We start from the raw sequence: 17,392 nt of genomic DNA, 5'->3' as shown, positions 1-17,392 counted from the left end.
CGCCTTATCGTGACGGGGTGACCACTCCGCTGCCGGTGTTCGTCGACGTCGATACCGGCGTCGACGATGCGATGGCGCTGGTGTACCTGTTCGCCAGTGACGATGTCGATGTCGTCGGCATCGCGTCAACCGCGGGAAACGTTCCGGTGCAACAGGTTTGCCAGAACAATCTCGCCCTGATGGAGTTGTGTCAAATCACGGGCGTGCCGGTGTCGAAGGGGTCCGAACAGCCGGTCAGCGCGCCGTTGCGCACCGCCGAGGACACGCACGGCCCCGAGGGTTTGGGTTACGCCCAGCTGCCGGCGAGCGAGTGGGAGCTGACCGCCCACGACGCCGCCGAGGCGTGGGTACGCGCGGCGCACGCCTATCCCGGCGAGCTGATCGCCGTGGCGACCGGGCCGCTGACCAACCTGGCGCTGGCTCTGCGGCGCGAACCGATGCTGCCGAAACTGCTACGGCGGCTGGTGATCATGGGCGGCGCCTTCGACTACCGCGGCAACACCACGCCGGTGGCCGAATGGAACATCAGCGTCGACCCCGAGGCCGCGGCGGAGGTGTTCGCCGTATGGGGCGCGGCGTGGGGACTGGAACCACCGAAGCACATTCCGATCGTGTTGGGCCTCAACCTCACCGAGAACATCGCGATGACGCCGGCCATCCTGAGCAGGCTTGCGGCCGCGGCCGAGTCGTCCTCGGCGCCAATGAGCGTGCTCGACGACCGCGGCACCCGGTCAGCGGCATCGAACCCGCTGATCCGGGTGCTCGAGGACGCGATGCGGTTCTACTTCGAGTTCCACTTCGACCAGGGCGAAGGCTATCTGGCACACCTGCACGATCCCCTGGCAGCGGCCGTGGCACTGGATCCGGATCTGGTGCGGTGCAGGCCCGCCGCGATCGACGTGGAACTGACCGGCACCCTGACCCGCGGCATGACGGTCGCCGACTGGAGCGGGCACTGGGGCCGAGAAGCCAACGCGCTCATCGGGGTTGAGGTCGACCCCGGCGCGTTCTTCGACCGGTTCATCGGCCGGGTGGGCCCGTTCGCGAAGCGGCTGGGCTGACGTTCAGTCGTCGGTGACGACGAGCTTGACGTCGATGTTGCCGCGGGTGGCGTTCGAGTACGGACACACCTGGTGAGCCTTCTCGGTGAGCTGCTGTGCGGCGTCGTGGTCGAGGTTGGGCAGTGTGACCTCCAACTCGACGGCAAGACCGAAGCCGCCGTTGTCGAGCTGGCCGAGTGAAACCCGCGCTCCGACAGCTGAATCCGAGACATCGGCCTTTTCTTGACGGCCGACCAGCCGCAGCGCGGAGTGGAAGCAGGCGGCATAGCCGATAGCGAACAGCTGCTCGGGGTTGGTGCCGTTGCCGCTGCCACCCATTTCCTTCGGGATTGCGAGGTCGAGATCGAGCTTGCCGTCGGACGTGCGGCCGTGGCCGTCGCGGCCTTCTCCGGTAGCGAGGGCTTCGGCGGTGTAGAGCGATTTCACGCGGATTCCTTTCGTTGTGATGCGATGAGCGCATCGGTGAGTTGACGGACCGCATCGCGCAGGTCCGCGGCTTCTCGTTCGTTCACCCCGGTCGAGCTGAAGAGCTGTTCGGGAATGCACTGGGCCTTGCGTTCGAGCCGACGGCCCGCGGGTGTGAGGGTGACGTCGACCAGGCGCTCGTCGTCGGGCGAACGTTCGCGTCGGACAAACCCGTTGGCTTCCAAGCGCTTCAGCAGCGGCGAGAGCGTTCCGGAGTCCAGTTGCAGCCGCTCCCCCAGCCTGCCGACGGTGACGCGTCCCTCTTCCCACAGCACCAGCAGCACCAAGTACTGCGGGTATGTGAGGTTCAGCTCGGCCAGGATCGGCCGGTAGGCCGCCGTCATAGCCCGTGACGCGGAGTACAGGGCGAAGCAGAGTTGACGGTCGAGGCTCATTGCGGCCATGCGGCTACAGTAGCGCACAATTCAATTGTGCACAACTAAACTATTCGTAGATCCCTTCGACGTACCACCGCCGCTGCCGGTAACACAGCAGCAGTGCCTGTGCAGGATTGCCGCCCAGCAGTACCTGCGCCCTTGCGGTGCGTCCCGCCTTGGCTTGTTCGGGGTCCCACCACCGTTCGTCGACGGGCCAGGGCCCGGCCCACCACGACAGCAGGCCTTCCCGTCCTGGCGCGGACAGTCGTGACGGGTGGGCGGTGAACAGCCCGCGACTACTCACCCGCACCGGGTTGCCGTCGGCATCGAGCAGCTCGACCGGGTCGTCGAGCAGCACCGTCGGCGACGGCTCGGGGAGCTGCCCCGGCCACGGCTGGCCCGGATCGGCACGTGGCACGAGTTCGTCGCCAAGGGGTGTGAAGGTGATGCGTTCGGCAGGCCCGCGACCGCCGCTGAGCACCGGCATCTGCACCGCCTCGGGTCCGAGCAAGCCTTGCACCCGCACCAGTGCCCGCCGTGCCCGCAGCCGATCTTCTTCACCGACACCACCCCACAGCGGCAGTTGCAGGGCCTCGGCCGAAACCACCTCCACCGGGCGCAGCCGTATCACCGTCACCGGCGCGGTCGGCCGGTCCCCCGGATTACGCTTGTTGAGCCAGCCGTCCAGCTGCCACCGCACCCGGTCGGCGGTGGCGTCCTCGGTCAGCGGCTCGGCGCATCGCCAAACCCGTTCCAGCTCTTCGCCGTTGGCGGTGACGGCATGGATGGCCAGCCGGGTGCAACCCACGCCGGACGCCTCGAGACTGCGGTGCAGGGTGCTGGCGAGCGACCGTCCCGCGAATGCGGCGGCATCCACCCGCTCGATCGGCGGATCGCAGTTCATCACGGCGTCGAGCTCGGCCGCGGGCTCACGTCCCGACGGACCGCGGGTGGGTTCACCGCGGGCGAATCGGTGCGCGGCCACCGCGTCGGCACCGAACCGCGAAGCCACATCGCTGCGAGATAGTGCCGCGAACTGCCCGATGTTGCGGATTCCCATGCGCCACAACAGGTCTGCCAGGTCCTCGCGCCCAGGCGCGGCCAGGCTCGGTTCGGTGGCCAGTTGCCGGATCGACAGCGCGGACAAGAACGTCGCATCCTTGCCGGGTTCGACGATCCGTCCTGCCCGTGCGGCGAACACGGCGGTGGGCAACTGGTCGGCGATGCCGACCTGGCATTCGGCCCCGGCCGCGGCCACCGCGTCGACCAGCCGTTCGGCGGCGGCCTCTTCGGACCTGAAGTAGCGGGCCGCTCCGCGCACCGGCAACACCAGCAGACCGGGCCGCAGCACCTCTGCCCGCGGAACGAGGTCGTCCACCGCGGCCGTCACCCCTTCGAAGTGGCGGGCGTCGCGCGCGGGATCGGCGGTGACGACGTGTAGTTCCGGGCATCGCGCCTGCGCTTCCCGGCGGCGCAGCCCACGGCGCACCCCCGCAGCGCGAGCCGACGCGGAGCACGCAATGACCCGGTTGGCCAGTGTGACCGCGACAGGCACCGTGGGGGCTAGGCCTGCCGCGACCGCGGCGGCGACCGCGGGCCAGTCCATGCACCAGATGGCCAGCACCCGGGAGGCAGACCCGGAAGCCACCTCATCCGCCTACCGCACGCACGGTCCCGAACGACCGTCCCCTGCCCCGCATGGCCAGCCGCACCTTGCTGATGCGGCCAACACCGGGACGGCCGGGACCCGCGATCTCGTAGCCGCAGACCCTGGCCTCCAGCCGGGTGGCCGCCCCCTGCCAATCGCCGCCGGTGACCAAGAGTGTGCAGCCTTTCTGCCGGGCGCGCGCCACCACGGCCCGCGCGCGGGTGACCGGTACCGACCGACCGCCGAGGCCGAGCACTACCAGATCCATCCCGTCCATCAGCACCGCGGCCACCTCGACCGGATCGGTTCCTGGTTCGGGGATGACCGCGATCCTGCTCAGATCCGCTCCCATCTCGACCGCCGCCAGCAGGCCGACGTCGGGCTGGCCGACGATCGCGGCGTGCCCGCCTTCCGCCGTCACCGCCGCGACCATGCTCAGCGACAGTGAGCGGGCGCCCGACACCACTGCGACCGTCCCGCGGGGCAACGACGTTGGCTGGGGGTACCGCCCGCCCGAAGGGCAGGGGGAGAGTTCGGCCAGGGATTCGGGGAGCGGCAGCAAAGATTCCGAGTCCGGCAACACATCGACTGACGGCTCGGGGCCGCGACGCCCGCCGCCCACCTTGCTCGATACCGCCGCAATCTTGCGACGCAGGTGTTCTACCTGCTCAGCGCGGTTAAGCCGGCGCTGATCGAGGGTCATAGCTGCCGTCACAGCAGCACCTCCTGCATCACGCGAATCACTCTATATTCGAAAGTATGTTCGATACATCGAGTAAACACCGGGCCACCGACACCGTCAAGCGGACTTTGATTGCGCGAGCTGGGCCCACACCGCAGGTAGGGGAACGCAAAAGGTCCCCGACACGCCGCAAAAAGGGGGCAGTTTGCGTCTGCTCAGCGAGAAGAAATCACTCCCATTCGATGGTGCCGGGCGGCTTGCTGGTGACGTCCAGCACGACCCGGTTGACCTCGGGAACCTCGTTGGTGATGCGGGTGGAGATGCGTTCGAGCACTTCGTAGGGCACCCGAGTCCAGTCGGCGGTCATGGCGTCCTCGCTGGACACCGGCCGCAGCACGATCGGGTGGCCGTAGGTACGGCCGTCGCCCTGCACCCCGACCGAACGGATGTCGGCAAGCAGCACCACTGGGCACTGCCATATCTGGTTGTCCAGCCCGGCCGCCGTCAGCTCTTCGCGAGCGATCGCGTCGGCCCGCCGCAACGTATCCAGCCGCGCGGCGGTGACCTCACCGACAATGCGGATACCCAGCCCGGGACCCGGGAATGGTTGGCGCGCAACGATTTCCTCGGGCAGGCCGAGCTCGCGGCCCACCGCCCGCACCTCGTCCTTGAACAACAGCCGCAGCGGCTCGACGAGTTTGAACTTCAGATCGCCGGGCAGGCCGCCGACGTTGTGGTGGCTCTTGATGTTTGCGGTGCCAGTGCCCCCACCAGACTCGACCACGTCGGGATACAGCGTGCCCTGGACCAGGAACTCGACATCGGACCCGCTGTCTCCCACGATGTCTCGCACCGCACCCTCGAACGCCCTGATGAACTCGCGTCCGATGATCTTGCGCTTGCCTTCGGGATTGGTCACACCGGCCAGCGCGTCAAGGAAGCGGTCCGCGACATCGACGGTGACCAGATTGGCGCCGGTAGCGGCCACGAAATCGCGCTGCACCTGCGCCCGCTCGCCGTCGCGCAACAGGCCGTGGTCGACGAACACACAGGTCAACCGGTCACCGATGGCACGCTGCACCAGCGCCGCCGCCACCGCGGAGTCCACCCCGCCGGACAGACCGCAGATAGCCCTGCCGTCGCCGATCTGGGTTCGCACCTGTTCGACCAGGGAGTCGGCGATATTCGCGGGAGTCCACGTCGCACCGATCCCGGCGAACTCGTGCAGGAAACGGCTCAGCACCTGCTGTCCGTGCGGCGAATGCAACACCTCGGGGTGATACTGCACACCCGCAAGCAGGCGCGCCCGGTTCTCGAACGCCGCCACCGGCGCTCCGGCGCTGGTGGCCACCACCTCGAATCCCTCTGGCGCGGCCGTGACAGCATCGCCGTGGCTCATCCACACCGGCTGGGTGGCGGGAAGATCTGAATGTAGCTGTCCCCCAGAGACATTCAACTCCGTGCGGCCGTACTCGCTGGTTCCGGTCCTCGCGACCGTCCCGCCGAGTGTCTGGGCCATCGCCTGGAATCCGTAGCAGATGCCGAACACCGGCACCCCGAGATCGAACACCCCCGGATTCAGCTGCGGCGCGCCGTCCTCGTAAACACTGGCCGGTCCGCCCGACAACACGATGGCCTGCGGATCCTTGTCCTTGATCTCCTCGACACTGGCGGTGTGGGGGATGACCTCCGAATACACCCTGGCTTCGCGGACCCGCCGCGCGATCAGCTGCGCATACTGCGCGCCGAAGTCGACCACCAACACAGGGCGGGGCGATGCTGATTCCACCGGCCCAGTCTAGAGGCGGGCGACTCGCCCTACTGGCGCGGCAGTGCCAGCAAGTCTCTTGCGCGCAAGGCTAACCAGAACTCCGCGATCGTGGCGGTTTCCGCGATGGCGCGCCCAGTAATTTGTTCGATGCGCTGGATCCGGTACACGACGGTCTGGCGGTGCACGTTCAGCGCCGCCGCCGTCTGGACCCACGATCTGTCGCACTGCAGATAGACGTCCAGCGTCTTGATCATCTCGACGGAATGGCGCGCGTCGTAGGCGATCAAGGGACCCAGCACACGGTCGACGACTACTTGGGCCTCCTCCGTGTCGCGCAGCGCCGAGAACATCGTTGCGTTGTGGAAGCGGGCGATGCGCTCGGGGGCTGTCCGCGCGACCCGCGCCGCCCATGTCGCCTCCCGCACCGCCGTCGGGGCGCGACCGGGACGAGCCAGTGGATCGCTGATACCTACTGTCGCCTGGCCTCCTAGCCGCTGGCGCAACGCCGCCAACGACTTATCGGTGATCGGCATCAGCGCGTACAGCAGGTCACCACGGCGAAGCAACAGGTGCGGCACGGCGCGCCGGCCGAGCTTGAGGTGCAGTTCCCGCTCTCCGGCGGGCAAGACACCGCCGGCCGCCACGATCGAGCAATCTTGCGGCCTTAGCCCCCGCTCAGCGAGTTCCCGGTCGGCCTCGCGAGTGGTCAGCCTGCCGTCACACAGTTGCGCCATCACCTCTCCGCCGATGCGTCGTTCGTGCTCGAGTCGGACGTTCTGTTGCGCCAGCAGGACGGCTGCGGCCGACGCCAGATGCTGTAGATAAACGAGATCGATTGCAGGACCGCGGAAGTCGTAGGTGACGAGGACCGTGGGTTCCTCGTCAGGAACTTCCACGACCAGTGCCCTACCGCGGTCGACGTTCACATGCAAGACGCCGGGAACCGCACCGCGCCGGCCCGCGATTTCATCGACGATCGCCCGGCGCAAGTCGGCTGGCACCGGTTTGGAACCGTCCAGCGCCACCTCCCCTGTCGTCGCATCGAGCACCGCCAGGCGACAGGACAGGTCCCGTCCAAGCTGGCCCAACACATTCGAGCGGGAGGAGTCGCTGACCGACTTCCGGATGACGTTGTATACACGCTCGGTTGCGACGACCCTGCCGCTGTTTACGTCGGCGTCCGCCACGGCTCGCCCTATCGCTCCGAAGCCGATCGAATAGGGCACCACCATTACCGGGAAGCGCAGCTCGTCAGCCAAAGCCTTTGCGGCAGTGGTAAGTTCGGGCGTTGCCGCATCGAGTCCGATCACCAGGCCGCACATACCTCTCTCGGCGAGGCCTCTGATCAATGCTGTCTGCCCGCGGGTCGATTCAGGCAGTGTCTGGCCGTTTTTCATCAGCAGCTCTCCACCTGCCATATACGACCATGGCTCCTCGAGGTCGGATGTCTGCGCCCACGCGACCGGCCGGTCCAAGCCGGCCGCACCAGCACGTACCTCTACGCGTAGATGCGGGGTGTCGACCAGATCGGCAACCCGGTAAGCCATCGCTGTCATCACATTCTCGAGAAGTTTCACGTAACCGAAATGTGCGGTTGCGTGTCTGTCGTGGCGGGTCGTTTCACGAAAAGCGCCTGCTCAGGGCTCGTGTATGAAGTCGATCCGCGTCGACGACGTGTCGCTTCGATCGTCGATGCTAGACGATCATCTAAATCTTTATGGTTTATCTATACGAACAGCTACTTCAGTTCTCGCAGTGGCGGGCCCACAGTGACGCCTCAGTGCCATAAACCATGGGAGGCGACGATGGCCCAGCCGCTGGAAATGCAGGCATTCCCCGAGCACCAACCGCCCCGGCTGATGCGCGGCTTCAGCTTCCGGTCAGCGCTGTCACTGGCGTTCGCCGATGTATCGCCGATCGCCGCGGTCTACGCGATCTTCACCCTGGGGTTGTTCGCCGCGGGGCCAAAGTTCTTCTGGGCCTTCCCGATCGTGCTCGTCGGTCAGCTGCTCGTCGCGGCGGTCTTCGGCGAGTTGGCATCACGCTGGCCGTACGCCGGGAGCGTCTACCAGTGGTCACGCCATGTCCGCAGCACAACCTGGGGCTGGGCCGCCGCATGGGCATACATGTGGGGCCTCACCCTGGCCCTCGGCACGCTGTCGTACGCCGCAAGCGGGTTCCTGCTGCAGATCTTCGGTGTCGGCGAACCCAATCGCTGGCAGATCGCCAGCGTCGCCATCTGCATCATCGCGCTGGGCACGCTGATCAATATGGTCGGTCGCAGATTCCTGAAGATCGTTGTGGCCATTAGCATCACGTGCGAAGTCGTCGGCTCGGTCGGCCTTGGGGCGGTGCTCCTGTTGTTCTATCGGGAGAATCCATTTTCCGCGCTGTTCTCCAGCGCCGGGATACCGGACGCGGACGCGTGGGTCTCAGGACCGATGTTGCTCGCGATTGCCTACGTCGGCTGGTCATTCCTCGGCTTCGAGGCCGCCGGGTCGGTCGCAGAAGAGGTCGACGAGCCCGAACGTAACGTGCCCAAAGCGATCATCCTGGCACTGCTCCTCGTGGGACTGGTCGTGATGTTCTCCAGCGCGGCGCTCATTCTGTCCATCCCCGACCTACCTTCGGTCGTCGCGGCCCAATCCGGTGACGTTGTGTCTGACACCCTCGCCGCGCATCTCGGGACTGGAGTCACCAAGCCGCTGCTGGCGATGTTCGTAATTGGTTTTGTTTCAAGCTTTCTCGCTGTGCAGGCCGCGGTATCGCGATGCATCTGGGGAGCGGCGCGCGATCGCAGTCTTCCCGGTTCGAAGCTGCTCGGCGGTCTGGCGGGTCCGGAGCGGCTGCCCGTTTACGCCATCGCGCTGACCGCCATCGTCGCGGTCGTGTTCGTCCTGATGGCCGGTTCGAAGTTCTATAGCGTGCTGGTCAACTTCAACATCATCGGGTTTTACATCGCGTTCGGCGTTCCTGTGATCGGCGCGGCTATTGCACGACTGACAGGCAAGTGGCGGCCCGGGCCGTTCAACCTGGGCCGGTGGGGTGCGCCGGTGACGTACCTGGCGTCGCTGTGGATCATCTTCGAAACCGTCAACGTGGCCTGGCCGCGCACACAACCCGAACAGCCCTGGTACATCAACTGGGCCAGCATCATCACGACCGTTGCGCTGGCGGTTGTCGGTCTGATCATCTACCTCACGGTGCGCCATCGCATCGAGGACCCGATCGCACAACGGCTGGGCGCAGACGCTTCGTGACCCGTACCGCAATCGTCACCGGATCGGCCTCCGGAATCGGCGCCGCCGTCGCCACGTCGCTGACGAAAGACGGGTACACCGTTGCGGGACTTGATATCAGCGCTGAGGCCCCCTACGTCGTCGACGTCGCAGACCCGGCCGCGGTCGCCGAAACCGTCGCGCGAGTGACCGCCGCCATCGGTCCCGTTGACGTCGTGGTGTCCGCGGCCGGCCATTACCAAATGGTGCCGATGTCGGAGATCACGCGACAGCAGTTGCATCGCATGCTGCGGGTGCACCTCGGTGGGCTGCGCAACTTGGTCCGCAGCGTGCTGCCATCGATGCTCGAGCGGGGCACCGGCTCGATCATCGCGATCACGTCGGAACTGGCAGTTGGTGGCGGTGACGGCGACGCTCACTACGCGGCGGCCAAGGGCGCGATCATCGGGCTGGTCCGCAGCCTCGCGGTCGAGGTCGCCGGCTGCGGTGTGCGCGTCAATGCGATCGCGCCGGGCCCCGCCGACACTCCTCTGCTCACCGCCGACTCGCCCTGGCGTGCACCGGAATACCTGGCAACAATCCCCAACGGGCGACTCACCCGTCCCGATGAGGTTGCCGAAGTCGTCAGGTTCCTGTGCGACGACGATGCCAACTTCTGTGTCGGTGAAGTCCTCTCGCCCAACGGCGGGGTGGTGATCTGATCGATGCCGGTACAGCGAGGACGCATCGCGCTGGTCACGGGCGCCACCCAGGGGATCGGTGCGGCGATCGCGCGAAAGCTGGCGCGCGAAGGCGCCATCGTCGCGGTCAATGGGCGCTCATCCGACGAGCGGATGGGTGCTGTCGTCGCCGAAACCGCGGGATTCCCTGCGGCCGGAGACATTTCGGATCCCGATGTGGTCTCCCGGCTCGTCGATGACATCGAGACTACGCGCGGGCCCGTAGACATCTTGGTGTGCAACGCCGCCTACATGACCATGGCGCCCTTCCTCGACCACGACGAGGAGGACTGGTGGAAGATCATCGACACGAACCTCGCGGCCACGTTTTATCTGATCCAGGCGGTGCTACCCGGGATGCGCCGGGCCGGCAGCGGACATATCGTCATCATCGCGTCCGAATGGGGAGTGATCGGGTGGCCGGAGGCCAGCGCGTATTCGGCGTCCAAAGCGGGACTCATCGCGCTCACGAAGACGCTTGGCCGCGAGCTGGCGCCCGAGAACATCACAGTCAACGCCGTCGCACCGGGGGTGATCGACACCCCGCAACTACAGGTGGACGCCGACAATGCGAAAGTGAGCTTGGCCGAGATGCATGAGGAATACAGCCGCGGCATACCAATCGGCCGAATCGGCAGAGCCGACGAAATTGCTTCAGCCGTAGCACTATTGGTCCGTAAGGACCTCGGTGCATTCGTCGGACAGACGATCCAGATCAACGGCGGCTCGACGCGATGCCGGGCATGAGCGACCCGGTCGGGCCGGTCGACGGCCGTGTCGTGCCACGGTATGCCGGGCTGACGACGTTCGCGCGGCTGCCCCGCATCGAAGACGTCGACGGCTGCGACGTCGCGGTGGTCGGGATTCCGTTCGACACCGGGGTCAGCTACCGGCCGGGAGCGCGATTCGGACCTGCCCACATCCGGCAGTGCTCACGCGTGCTGCGGCCGTACAACCCCGCCTTGGACGTTTCCCCATTCGCCAGTCAGCAGGTCGTAGACGCGGGTGACATCGCGTGCACCCCATTTGACATCGCCGCTGCCGTGCGCCAGATCGAGGAGCAAGCGTCGGTGCTGATCGAAAGCGGCGTCAAGCTTGTCAGCCTCGGCGGCGATCACACCATCGCCTACCCGCTGCTGCGAGCGCATCACCGCCAGTACGGGCCGGTAGCACTGGTGCATTTCGACGCACACCTCGACACCTGGGACACGTATTTCGACGCGCCGTTGACCCACGGGACGCCGTTTAGGCGCGCAGCCGAGGAGGGCCTCTTCATCGCGGGCCACAGTGCGCATGTCGGCATTCGTGGCGCGTTGTACACGCCCGACGACCTCGATGACGATGCCGAACTGGGTTTTACCATCGTGCATTGTTCGGCCTTCGAGTCCCGCGCGGTCGCCGACGTGGTTGAACAGCTGCGCTCGACCATCGGCGACCATCCGCTCTACGTCTCGATCGACATCGACGTCCTTGACCCAGCCCACGCTCCTGCCACCGGCACACCCGAGATCGGCGGCCTGTCGAGCCGCGAACTACTGGGACTGGTACGCGGTTTCGAGGGACTCAACCTGGTTGGGGCGGACATCGTCGAGGTCGCGCCTGCCTACGATCACGCGGAAATCACCGGGATCGCCGCAGCGTATCTGGCGTACGAATTCGTCTCCTTGCTGGCAGGCAAGGCCAGCCGATGAGTGTCCCGGCAGCCCCCGTCTCGTGGCCGCACGGAGCGCGCTCCGCCGCGTCGTTCACTTTCGATGTCGACGCCGAGTCCGCGATGCTCGGCGTGTCCACCAAGCACGCCAGCCGGATGTCAGCGATCAGCCATCAGGCCTACGGGCCACTTACCGGCGTGCCACGCTTGCTGAAAATCCTTGCTAGACATGGTGTCACGTCAACCTTCTTCGTCCCCGGCTACACCGCCGTGCGATACCCGGACGTCATCAAGGCGATCGTCGACGGCGGACACGAGATCGCGCACCACGGCTACCTGCACGAACCGATGTTCGGGCTCACGGAAGACCAAGAGGCAGCCATACTCGACCGCGGCCTGGATGCCTTGGACGCCGTCGCTGGTGTGCGGCCCAGCGGCTATCGCGCACCGATGTGGGAACTGAATTGGCACTCACCAAAGCTGCTGCGCGACAGGGGCTTTTTGTACGACAGCAGTCTGATGGACACCGACCACCCTTACGAGCTCGACGTCGGCTCGGGCGGCCCCCTCGTCGAGATCCCGATCCAATGGGCCCTCGACGATTGGGAACAGTACTGCTATGTGCCGGACTTCTCCGGCTCCGGGCTGATCGAAAGTCCGGTCAAGACCATCGAGATGTGGCGGCTGGAGTTCGACGCGATGCGCGCCGCCAACGGTTGCTTCGTGTTGACCAACCACCCGTTCCTATCGGGGCGTCCGTCGCGGGCCCACGCGCTGGACGGTTTGATCGAGTACGTGTGCTCACATGACGATGTGTGGGTCACCAATTTGGGCACAATCGCGGCACACGTCCGCACACTGGGCCTGATTCCCCGTTCTGTTGAACGGCCCAACCCACGCGACTTCTAGACGTACAGCGCGGAGAAGGGCCCAAAACCCAAGTTACGCACCACAAACCACGCCAGCGTCACGGCCAGCGCCGTCGGCGCGGACCAGCGCAGGTGCTGCCAGCTGAGCACCTGCCGGCCCGCGACACGGCCGTAGGTCCATGCGGCGAACGCCCACACCAGCAGAAGCACCGCCACCATTCCCACCGCGTTGTAGCGCACGGCAGCCGTGAAGTCGAGATGCAGCAGGGAGTAGATCATCCGCAGGCTGCCGCAGCCTGGGCAGTCGATGCCCAGCAGTGCCTTGGTCGGGCATACGGGAAGGATGCCGCCCGGCACGGTCGGGTTGGCCAGCCACACACATACGCACCCGCCCGCCGCCGCGGCGGCGACGCCGACCGGGGCGGCAAGCGAGCGCGCGTTCATCATGAGTAGGACATGTAGGAAAAGCCGCCGGCCGCGACGGCGATGATGGCGTAGATGACGCCGACGACGACTCCGGCGACAGCACCCCAAATGGCCCACTTCTTGGCGGTGTCGGCCGCGGCCTGCGCCTCGGCGTAGCGGCCTTGTGCCCACAACCCGGACACCTTGCTCGAGTAGACGATCGACACGACGCCCAGCGGCAGACAGCACAGCACCGCGCACAGGATGCCCCACACCAGATTGCTGTCCGGCTGTTGGGCCGGGACACCGCCCTGCGGCGCGCCGTACGGCGGCGGTCCGTACGGCGGTTGCGGAGGCGGGGATGGCGGTGGCTGGTACGTCATATTGAGAGTCCTTTGTCTAGAACCGTTTCGGCGCTGCAGGTTAGCGAGCTCCGGCGCTAAGCCCGCTCAATATAAGGCACGAGTTTGCTGCGTGCGGCGCTATCGATCCAATGTCGCCGCGCCGACGACGTATCGGCTGATCATGTCGACGAGTGCGCGACGCTCGCGACGGGTGTCCAGCGGCTCGGGGACCACCAACTGGGCCACGATCAGCCCGCGCAGGGTGGCCCAGATCAGATTGCCGATCGCCGCGGCGTGCCGGGCATCAAGGCCTTCACCGATGTGCTTGCCGAGCTTGCCGAATGCCTTGCCCAACTCGGCGAGGTGCTGGCTGGCGCCCTCGTCACGCATGGCCCGGGTGGCGATGAGGATCTCCAGCGCTGCCATGGAGGTCGGACTGGAGAACGCCTCCCACGCGGCTGTCACGATGAATTCCGTTCGGTCGCGGGCATTTTCAGCGTCAATCGGCAAGCCGCGCAGGGTGTCCAGCAGCTCGGCGAAACCCTTGTCGACGACGGCCATCAGCAGGCCGTCACGGTCTCCGAAGTGGTATTGCACCACGCCCCAGGTCACGCCGGCTCGTTCAGTGATGTGTTTGGCGCTCGCGGCGGCGAAGCCCTCGTCGAGGATGCAACGGATGGTCTCGTCGATTACCAGGGCCCGCGTGCGCTCCGCCCGCACCTGACTCACCACATCACTCCGCGGATGTGCCCGGCAGGCAGATCCTTGGCCGCAAGAAGTCCGCTGGCCGCGCTGCATACCGGATCGATCGCGTTGACGGCGCGGGCTGCGGTGGCGATTACCCCGCCTTGGTTGTGGTCCACCCCGTCCAATCCGACGTGCGTGTTGATCTGGACGCCGGGGTCCCCTGTGACGGTGACCCGGTGCACGCCGGGGCGTCCATCGGGCGGGTAGGCCCAGTCAGGCGCGGCCGCATCCGTCAGCCGGTTGACGTGTTCCATCGTGATGACAGGCTCCCCGTCGCGCCGCCCTTCGACCGCGAACCGCACAGCCGCTACATGGCCCGGCGGCACGGTCATCATCGCGCACTCGATCGGGTCGGGCGTCACCCAGGTTTCGTGACGCTCGCGAACCTCGTCGAGCTCGACGCCGAGTTCGTCGGCGAGGCTGCGGACCTGGCCACCCCACAGCGACGCCAGCACACCCGGCTGGAACATGATCGGGGTGTGGTCCGGTGTGGTTCCGAATCCCATGCTGACGCCGGTGAATTCGGCGTCGTCGTAGCTGCCGTAGTCGAAGATCTCCTGCACGGTGATCGCGGTGGCGCGAGCGGTCAGACTCAACGCGGTGTAGACCAGGGTGTCGCCCGAGAAACCCGGGTCGATGCCGTTGATATAGAGCGACGTGTCGCCCGCCTTGCATGCGCTTTCCAGCGGCGCGCGAAGCCAGTCGTCGGCGTGCTGCGGCGCGACGAGCCAGACCATCGATGTGCCAACGACATTGGTGCCCGCCGCCAAGAACCGTGAAATCTCCTCGATCGCGGCAGCAGGCCGCATCTCCGCCTGCGAGGTGTAGACCACACAGTCGGCGTCCAGCGCGAGCAGGGCGTCGACGTCGTTGGTGGCCACCACGCCGGTCCTGGCTTCCAGGCCACACAATTCCGCGGCGTCGCGGCCGATCTTGTCGGCGCCGTTGGCGTGCAAGCCAACCAGCTCGAGGTCGGGCCGCTCAATGATCGTCCGCAATGCGTGGCGGCCCACGTTGCCCGTCGAGAACTGGATGACTCGTCGCATGCGGTGTCCTTCAGAGCAGATCGGTGATGGTTTTCAGCCCGGCGTCGTACAGCACCCCGGGCAGCATTCCGCCGTCGATCTCGATCGTGGTTCCATTGATGAAATCGGCTGCGCCACTGCATAAGAACACACAGACACGGCCCACTTCGGCGGGTTCGCCCGCGCGGCGCAGCGGAACGTTGCGGAAATACTCGGCGCCGTCGGGATCGTCGCGGGGCAGGACGAAGCTGCGGAAGTTGTCGGTCATGGTCGGGCCGAGAGCCAAGGCGTTGACGCGGATTTGCGGCCCCCACTCTTCCGCCAGCGATCGGGTCATGTGGTTCAGCCCGGCCTTCGCGGCGCCGTAGGACACCAGCGTCGGCGAACCGGCGGGATGCCCAGCGCCGCTGGAGATGTTGACGATCGCCCCGGTGCCGTCTTGGTCGCGCATCTGGCGACAGACGCGAATGGCGAACCACAGCGGGCTGATCAGGTTCATCTGGATCGCAAACGAGTGGAACAGGACGGTCCGTTCGAAGTCGTCATCGCTACGAGGTGCACCCTGGATCTGCTGCACCAGCGCAGGCACGTGTTCGACATGAGGTGTCGGCACCGTACCGCCCGCGTTGTTCACCAGGATGTCGATGCGGCCATGCGTCGCAGCCACGTCGGACACCAACTCGTCGATGGCGCGGTAATCGCCTTGATCGCAAACCATTTGCGACGCTCGCTGCGCCCATTCCGGTTCGATGCCCGGTATCGCATCCAGCTTCGAGCGGGAGCAACCGATGACGGTGGCGCCGGCACGCAGCAGCTCATGCGCGATACCCACCCCGACTCCGCGGCTGGTGCCGGTGACAATCGCGACCTTGCCATCGAGTGTGCCCATGTCAGAACGCCGGAATTCCGTCGCGATGTGGGTGAAGCGCACCCAGCGGTGAGGTCAGCGGCAGATGCAGCACATCGACGATCCCCGGCTCGGCTGCACATACCCATGGAATCGCGTTCACAGCGCGCATCCCGGTGGCCAGCAGGCCCTGCTCACTGGAATCCTCGTCGGGTCGATGGCCGACTTCGAATTCGGCGTCGAAGCTGGGTTCGCCGTCGATGATGACGCGCCACGTGCCGTCGATGCCCCCGGTCCGGCTCTTCGGCCAGTCGGGAGCGAGGTCGTCGGCCATCCGATCGACATGCTCGATGGTGATCACGTCGACACCGTCGACGACACCGATGCACCGCGCGTAGGTCGCCCCAACAGTGCCGGCTTCGATGACGCCGCACGCGGTTTCGAGCCGCCGCGGCGTTGGCAGGAAGTCACATTCCTCGCGAATCTCGTCGAGCTGTACGCCGAGCGCGTCGGCGACCATGGTGACCGCGGCGCCCCAACCCCACCTCAGAACGCCCGGGCTCTTCAAACCGCCTTGGTAGTCGAGAGGCTGGCCGAAGCCGAACAGTTCGCGCATGTCGAACTCGACGGGGTATCGCGAGTAGTCGGTGATCTCGATGCCGCGTACGGAGTACACCTTGTGCGACATCGTCATCAACGCGATCGGGAACAGGTCACAACCGAATCCGGGTTCGATGCCCGACGAAAAGATCGAACTCGAACCGGCTTGCGCGGCTTGGCGAATCGCGTCGAGGTAGCGCTCGGAAAGTGACCCCTTCTCGTACACCAGTCCCGGCAAGGACGTGGTGACGATGTTCTTGCCAGCGGCCAATATTCGGCAGAGGTCATCGAGCGCTTCCCTGGGGCGAGAACCCGCAGGGGCCGCATACATCACGCAGTCGGCGTCACCGTCGAGAATCACCGACGCGTGGCGGCTGGCGTTCACACCGACCGGCCCGATACCGGCGAGCGTGCCGACGTCCTCACCGTCCTTGTGCGCCGAGTGCACCCATGCACCCACGAGTTTCAGGTTCGGCCGGTCGACGATCGTGCGGATCGCGAACCGCCCGACTCCGCCGGTCGCCCAGACTGCGACGTTGTAGGTCTGCACGCGCAAACCATAAAGTACTCAATGTTTTGTTCGGAGCGATTCCGACGAACCCGGTCCTGATAGGGATAAGCCATGACCAACTACCCGGATTCGCCGCGCGAGGCCGCCCGTCGCTTCACACCCGAGCTGACAGACCTGATCAACAACCCGCTGTACTCGGACGTATGGACCGATGAACGGCTGAGCCCACGCGATCGCAGCATCGCGACGCTGGCCGCGCTGACCGTGCTCTACCGGCCGGAGGAGTTCCCGGCACATCTGCGCCGCGGCATCGAGAATGGCCTGACGGTCGATGAGATTTCTGCGCTCATCACGCACTGCGCGTTCTACGGCGGCTTCCCGGCAGCGATCTCGGCGTCGATGATCGCCGCCGAGATTTTGCTCTAGTGCAG

Annotated in this window: 19 protein-coding genes; 7 read left to right on the top strand and 12 right to left on the bottom strand. The window is 66.2% G+C overall.

Annotated elements, in window-relative coordinates; translation table 11 throughout:
- Nucleotides 1-29 precede the first annotated feature (29 nt).
- Complete coding sequence (locus tag ACWW36_RS15510) at nt 30-1,061, top strand: nucleoside hydrolase (RefSeq protein WP_456142501.1); 1,032 nt, start codon at nt 30-32, stop codon at nt 1,059-1,061.
- 3 nt (nt 1,062-1,064) lie between these two features.
- Here ACWW36_RS15510 and ACWW36_RS15505 read toward each other — a convergent pair whose 3' ends face one another.
- The 6 genes from ACWW36_RS15505 to ACWW36_RS15480 form a co-directional block, all read right to left on the bottom strand.
- The gene (locus ACWW36_RS15505) at nt 1,065-1,487 is read right to left on the bottom strand and encodes an organic hydroperoxide resistance protein (RefSeq protein WP_456136898.1); all 423 of its coding nucleotides are present in this window, start codon (nt 1,485-1,487) and stop codon (nt 1,065-1,067) included.
- Nucleotides 1,484-1,930: a MarR family winged helix-turn-helix transcriptional regulator gene (locus ACWW36_RS15500; protein ID WP_456136897.1), complete on the bottom strand. Its 447-nt coding sequence runs from the start codon at nt 1,928-1,930 to the stop codon at nt 1,484-1,486. Before ACWW36_RS15500 ends, ACWW36_RS15505 begins: the two co-directional genes overlap by 4 nt.
- 40 nt (nt 1,931-1,970) lie before the next feature.
- On the bottom strand, nt 1,971-3,509 hold the full coding sequence (locus tag ACWW36_RS15495) for a DNA polymerase Y family protein (protein ID WP_456142500.1): 1,539 nt from the start codon (nt 3,507-3,509) through the stop codon (nt 1,971-1,973).
- A 43-nt stretch (nt 3,510-3,552) separates the two neighbouring features.
- A complete protein-coding gene (locus ACWW36_RS15490) occupies nt 3,553-4,266 on the bottom strand; it encodes a hypothetical protein (RefSeq protein WP_456136896.1) in 714 nt (237 codons plus the stop codon).
- A gap of 196 nt (nt 4,267-4,462) precedes the next feature.
- The gene (gene guaA / locus ACWW36_RS15485; protein WP_456136895.1) at nt 4,463-6,022 is read right to left on the bottom strand and encodes a glutamine-hydrolyzing GMP synthase; all 1,560 of its coding nucleotides are present in this window, start codon (nt 6,020-6,022) and stop codon (nt 4,463-4,465) included.
- A 29-nt stretch (nt 6,023-6,051) separates the two neighbouring features.
- Complete coding sequence (locus tag ACWW36_RS15480; protein ID WP_456136894.1) at nt 6,052-7,581, bottom strand: PucR family transcriptional regulator; 1,530 nt, start codon at nt 7,579-7,581, stop codon at nt 6,052-6,054.
- Between the two features lie 228 nt (nt 7,582-7,809).
- On the opposite strand from ACWW36_RS15480, the gene ACWW36_RS15475 reads away from it, so the two are divergent.
- Genes ACWW36_RS15475 through ACWW36_RS15455 form a run of 5 tightly spaced genes read left to right on the top strand, consistent with a single transcriptional unit; the run spans nt 7,810 to nt 12,522 of the window.
- Nucleotides 7,810-9,264, top strand: coding sequence for an APC family permease (locus tag ACWW36_RS15475; RefSeq protein ID WP_456136893.1), 1,455 nt, complete (start codon nt 7,810-7,812; stop codon nt 9,262-9,264).
- Nucleotides 9,261-9,944 (top strand): SDR family NAD(P)-dependent oxidoreductase, encoded by a 684-nt coding sequence (locus tag ACWW36_RS15470; protein WP_456136892.1) that lies wholly within the window; start codon nt 9,261-9,263, stop codon nt 9,942-9,944. Before ACWW36_RS15475 ends, ACWW36_RS15470 begins: the two co-directional genes overlap by 4 nt.
- Nucleotides 9,945-9,947: 3 nt before the next feature.
- The gene (locus ACWW36_RS15465) at nt 9,948-10,709 is read left to right on the top strand and encodes an SDR family NAD(P)-dependent oxidoreductase (RefSeq protein WP_456136891.1); all 762 of its coding nucleotides are present in this window, start codon (nt 9,948-9,950) and stop codon (nt 10,707-10,709) included.
- Nucleotides 10,697-11,653: an agmatinase gene (gene speB / locus ACWW36_RS15460; protein WP_456136890.1), complete on the top strand. Its 957-nt coding sequence runs from the start codon at nt 10,697-10,699 to the stop codon at nt 11,651-11,653. The genes ACWW36_RS15465 and speB overlap by 13 nt, the downstream gene beginning before the upstream one ends.
- Nucleotides 11,650-12,522, top strand: a complete 873-nt coding sequence (locus tag ACWW36_RS15455) for a polysaccharide deacetylase family protein (protein WP_456136889.1) — start codon at nt 11,650-11,652, stop codon at nt 12,520-12,522. The genes speB and ACWW36_RS15455 overlap by 4 nt, the downstream gene beginning before the upstream one ends.
- Here ACWW36_RS15455 and ACWW36_RS15450 read toward each other — a convergent pair.
- The 6 genes from ACWW36_RS15450 to ACWW36_RS15425 all read right to left on the bottom strand — a co-directional run bounded on the left by ACWW36_RS15450 (nt 12,519) and on the right by ACWW36_RS15425 (nt 17,000).
- Complete coding sequence (locus ACWW36_RS15450) at nt 12,519-12,926, bottom strand: DUF2752 domain-containing protein (protein ID WP_456136888.1); 408 nt, start codon at nt 12,924-12,926, stop codon at nt 12,519-12,521. The genes ACWW36_RS15455 and ACWW36_RS15450 overlap by 4 nt on opposite strands.
- Nucleotides 12,926-13,270, bottom strand: a complete 345-nt coding sequence (locus ACWW36_RS15445; protein WP_456136887.1) for a CD225/dispanin family protein — start codon at nt 13,268-13,270, stop codon at nt 12,926-12,928. The genes ACWW36_RS15450 and ACWW36_RS15445 overlap by 1 nt, the downstream gene beginning before the upstream one ends.
- A gap of 99 nt (nt 13,271-13,369) precedes the next feature.
- Entirely contained in the window at nt 13,370-14,029 is a 660-nt protein-coding gene (locus ACWW36_RS15440) for a TetR/AcrR family transcriptional regulator (RefSeq protein ID WP_456136886.1), read from the bottom strand.
- On the bottom strand, nt 13,957-15,024 hold the full coding sequence (locus ACWW36_RS15435) for an NAD(P)H-dependent amine dehydrogenase family protein (RefSeq protein WP_456136885.1): 1,068 nt from the start codon (nt 15,022-15,024) through the stop codon (nt 13,957-13,959). The genes ACWW36_RS15440 and ACWW36_RS15435 overlap by 73 nt, the downstream gene beginning before the upstream one ends.
- 10 nt (nt 15,025-15,034) lie before the next feature.
- Nucleotides 15,035-15,892 carry an SDR family NAD(P)-dependent oxidoreductase gene (locus ACWW36_RS15430; RefSeq protein WP_456136884.1) on the bottom strand — a complete coding sequence of 286 codons (858 nt, stop codon included), beginning with the start codon at nt 15,890-15,892 and terminating at the stop codon, nt 15,035-15,037.
- A gap of 1 nt (nt 15,893) precedes the next feature.
- The gene (locus ACWW36_RS15425) at nt 15,894-17,000 is read right to left on the bottom strand and encodes an NAD(P)H-dependent amine dehydrogenase family protein (protein WP_456136883.1); all 1,107 of its coding nucleotides are present in this window, start codon (nt 16,998-17,000) and stop codon (nt 15,894-15,896) included.
- Nucleotides 17,001-17,072: 72 nt separating this feature from the next.
- On the opposite strand from ACWW36_RS15425, the gene ACWW36_RS15420 reads away from it, so the two are divergent.
- On the top strand, nt 17,073-17,387 hold the full coding sequence (locus tag ACWW36_RS15420; protein WP_456136882.1) for a carboxymuconolactone decarboxylase family protein: 315 nt from the start codon (nt 17,073-17,075) through the stop codon (nt 17,385-17,387).
- The last annotated feature ends 5 nt before the right edge of the window (nt 17,388-17,392 follow it).

It is taken from the genome of Mycobacterium sp. MMS18-G62, assembly GCF_053877835.1.
This window is presented reverse-complemented; position numbering and strand designations above follow the sequence as displayed.

Excerpts from the sequence above, each read along its gene's own strand:
- ACWW36_RS15500 (WP_456136897.1), bottom strand. The coding sequence starts at position 1,930 with ATGGCCGCAATGAGCCTCGACCGTCAACTCTGCTTCGCCCTGTACTCC.
- ACWW36_RS15495 (WP_456142500.1), bottom strand. The coding sequence starts at position 3,509 with ATGGACTGGCCCGCGGTCGCCGCCGCGGTCGCGGCAGGCCTAGCCCCC.
- ACWW36_RS15475 (WP_456136893.1), top strand. The coding sequence starts at position 7,810 with ATGGCCCAGCCGCTGGAAATGCAGGCATTCCCCGAGCACCAACCGCCC.
- ACWW36_RS15465 (WP_456136891.1), top strand. The coding sequence starts at position 9,948 with ATGCCGGTACAGCGAGGACGCATCGCGCTGGTCACGGGCGCCACCCAG.
- speB (WP_456136890.1), top strand. The coding sequence starts at position 10,697 with ATGCCGGGCATGAGCGACCCGGTCGGGCCGGTCGACGGCCGTGTCGTG.
- ACWW36_RS15455 (WP_456136889.1), top strand. The coding sequence starts at position 11,650 with ATGAGTGTCCCGGCAGCCCCCGTCTCGTGGCCGCACGGAGCGCGCTCC.
- ACWW36_RS15450 (WP_456136888.1), bottom strand. The coding sequence starts at position 12,926 with ATGAACGCGCGCTCGCTTGCCGCCCCGGTCGGCGTCGCCGCCGCGGCG.
- ACWW36_RS15445 (WP_456136887.1), bottom strand. The coding sequence starts at position 13,270 with ATGACGTACCAGCCACCGCCATCCCCGCCTCCGCAACCGCCGTACGGA.
- ACWW36_RS15440 (WP_456136886.1), bottom strand. The coding sequence starts at position 14,029 with ATGCAGCGCGGCCAGCGGACTTCTTGCGGCCAAGGATCTGCCTGCCGG.
- ACWW36_RS15435 (WP_456136885.1), bottom strand. The coding sequence starts at position 15,024 with ATGCGACGAGTCATCCAGTTCTCGACGGGCAACGTGGGCCGCCACGCA.
- ACWW36_RS15430 (WP_456136884.1), bottom strand. The coding sequence starts at position 15,892 with ATGGGCACACTCGATGGCAAGGTCGCGATTGTCACCGGCACCAGCCGC.
- ACWW36_RS15420 (WP_456136882.1), top strand. The coding sequence starts at position 17,073 with ATGACCAACTACCCGGATTCGCCGCGCGAGGCCGCCCGTCGCTTCACA.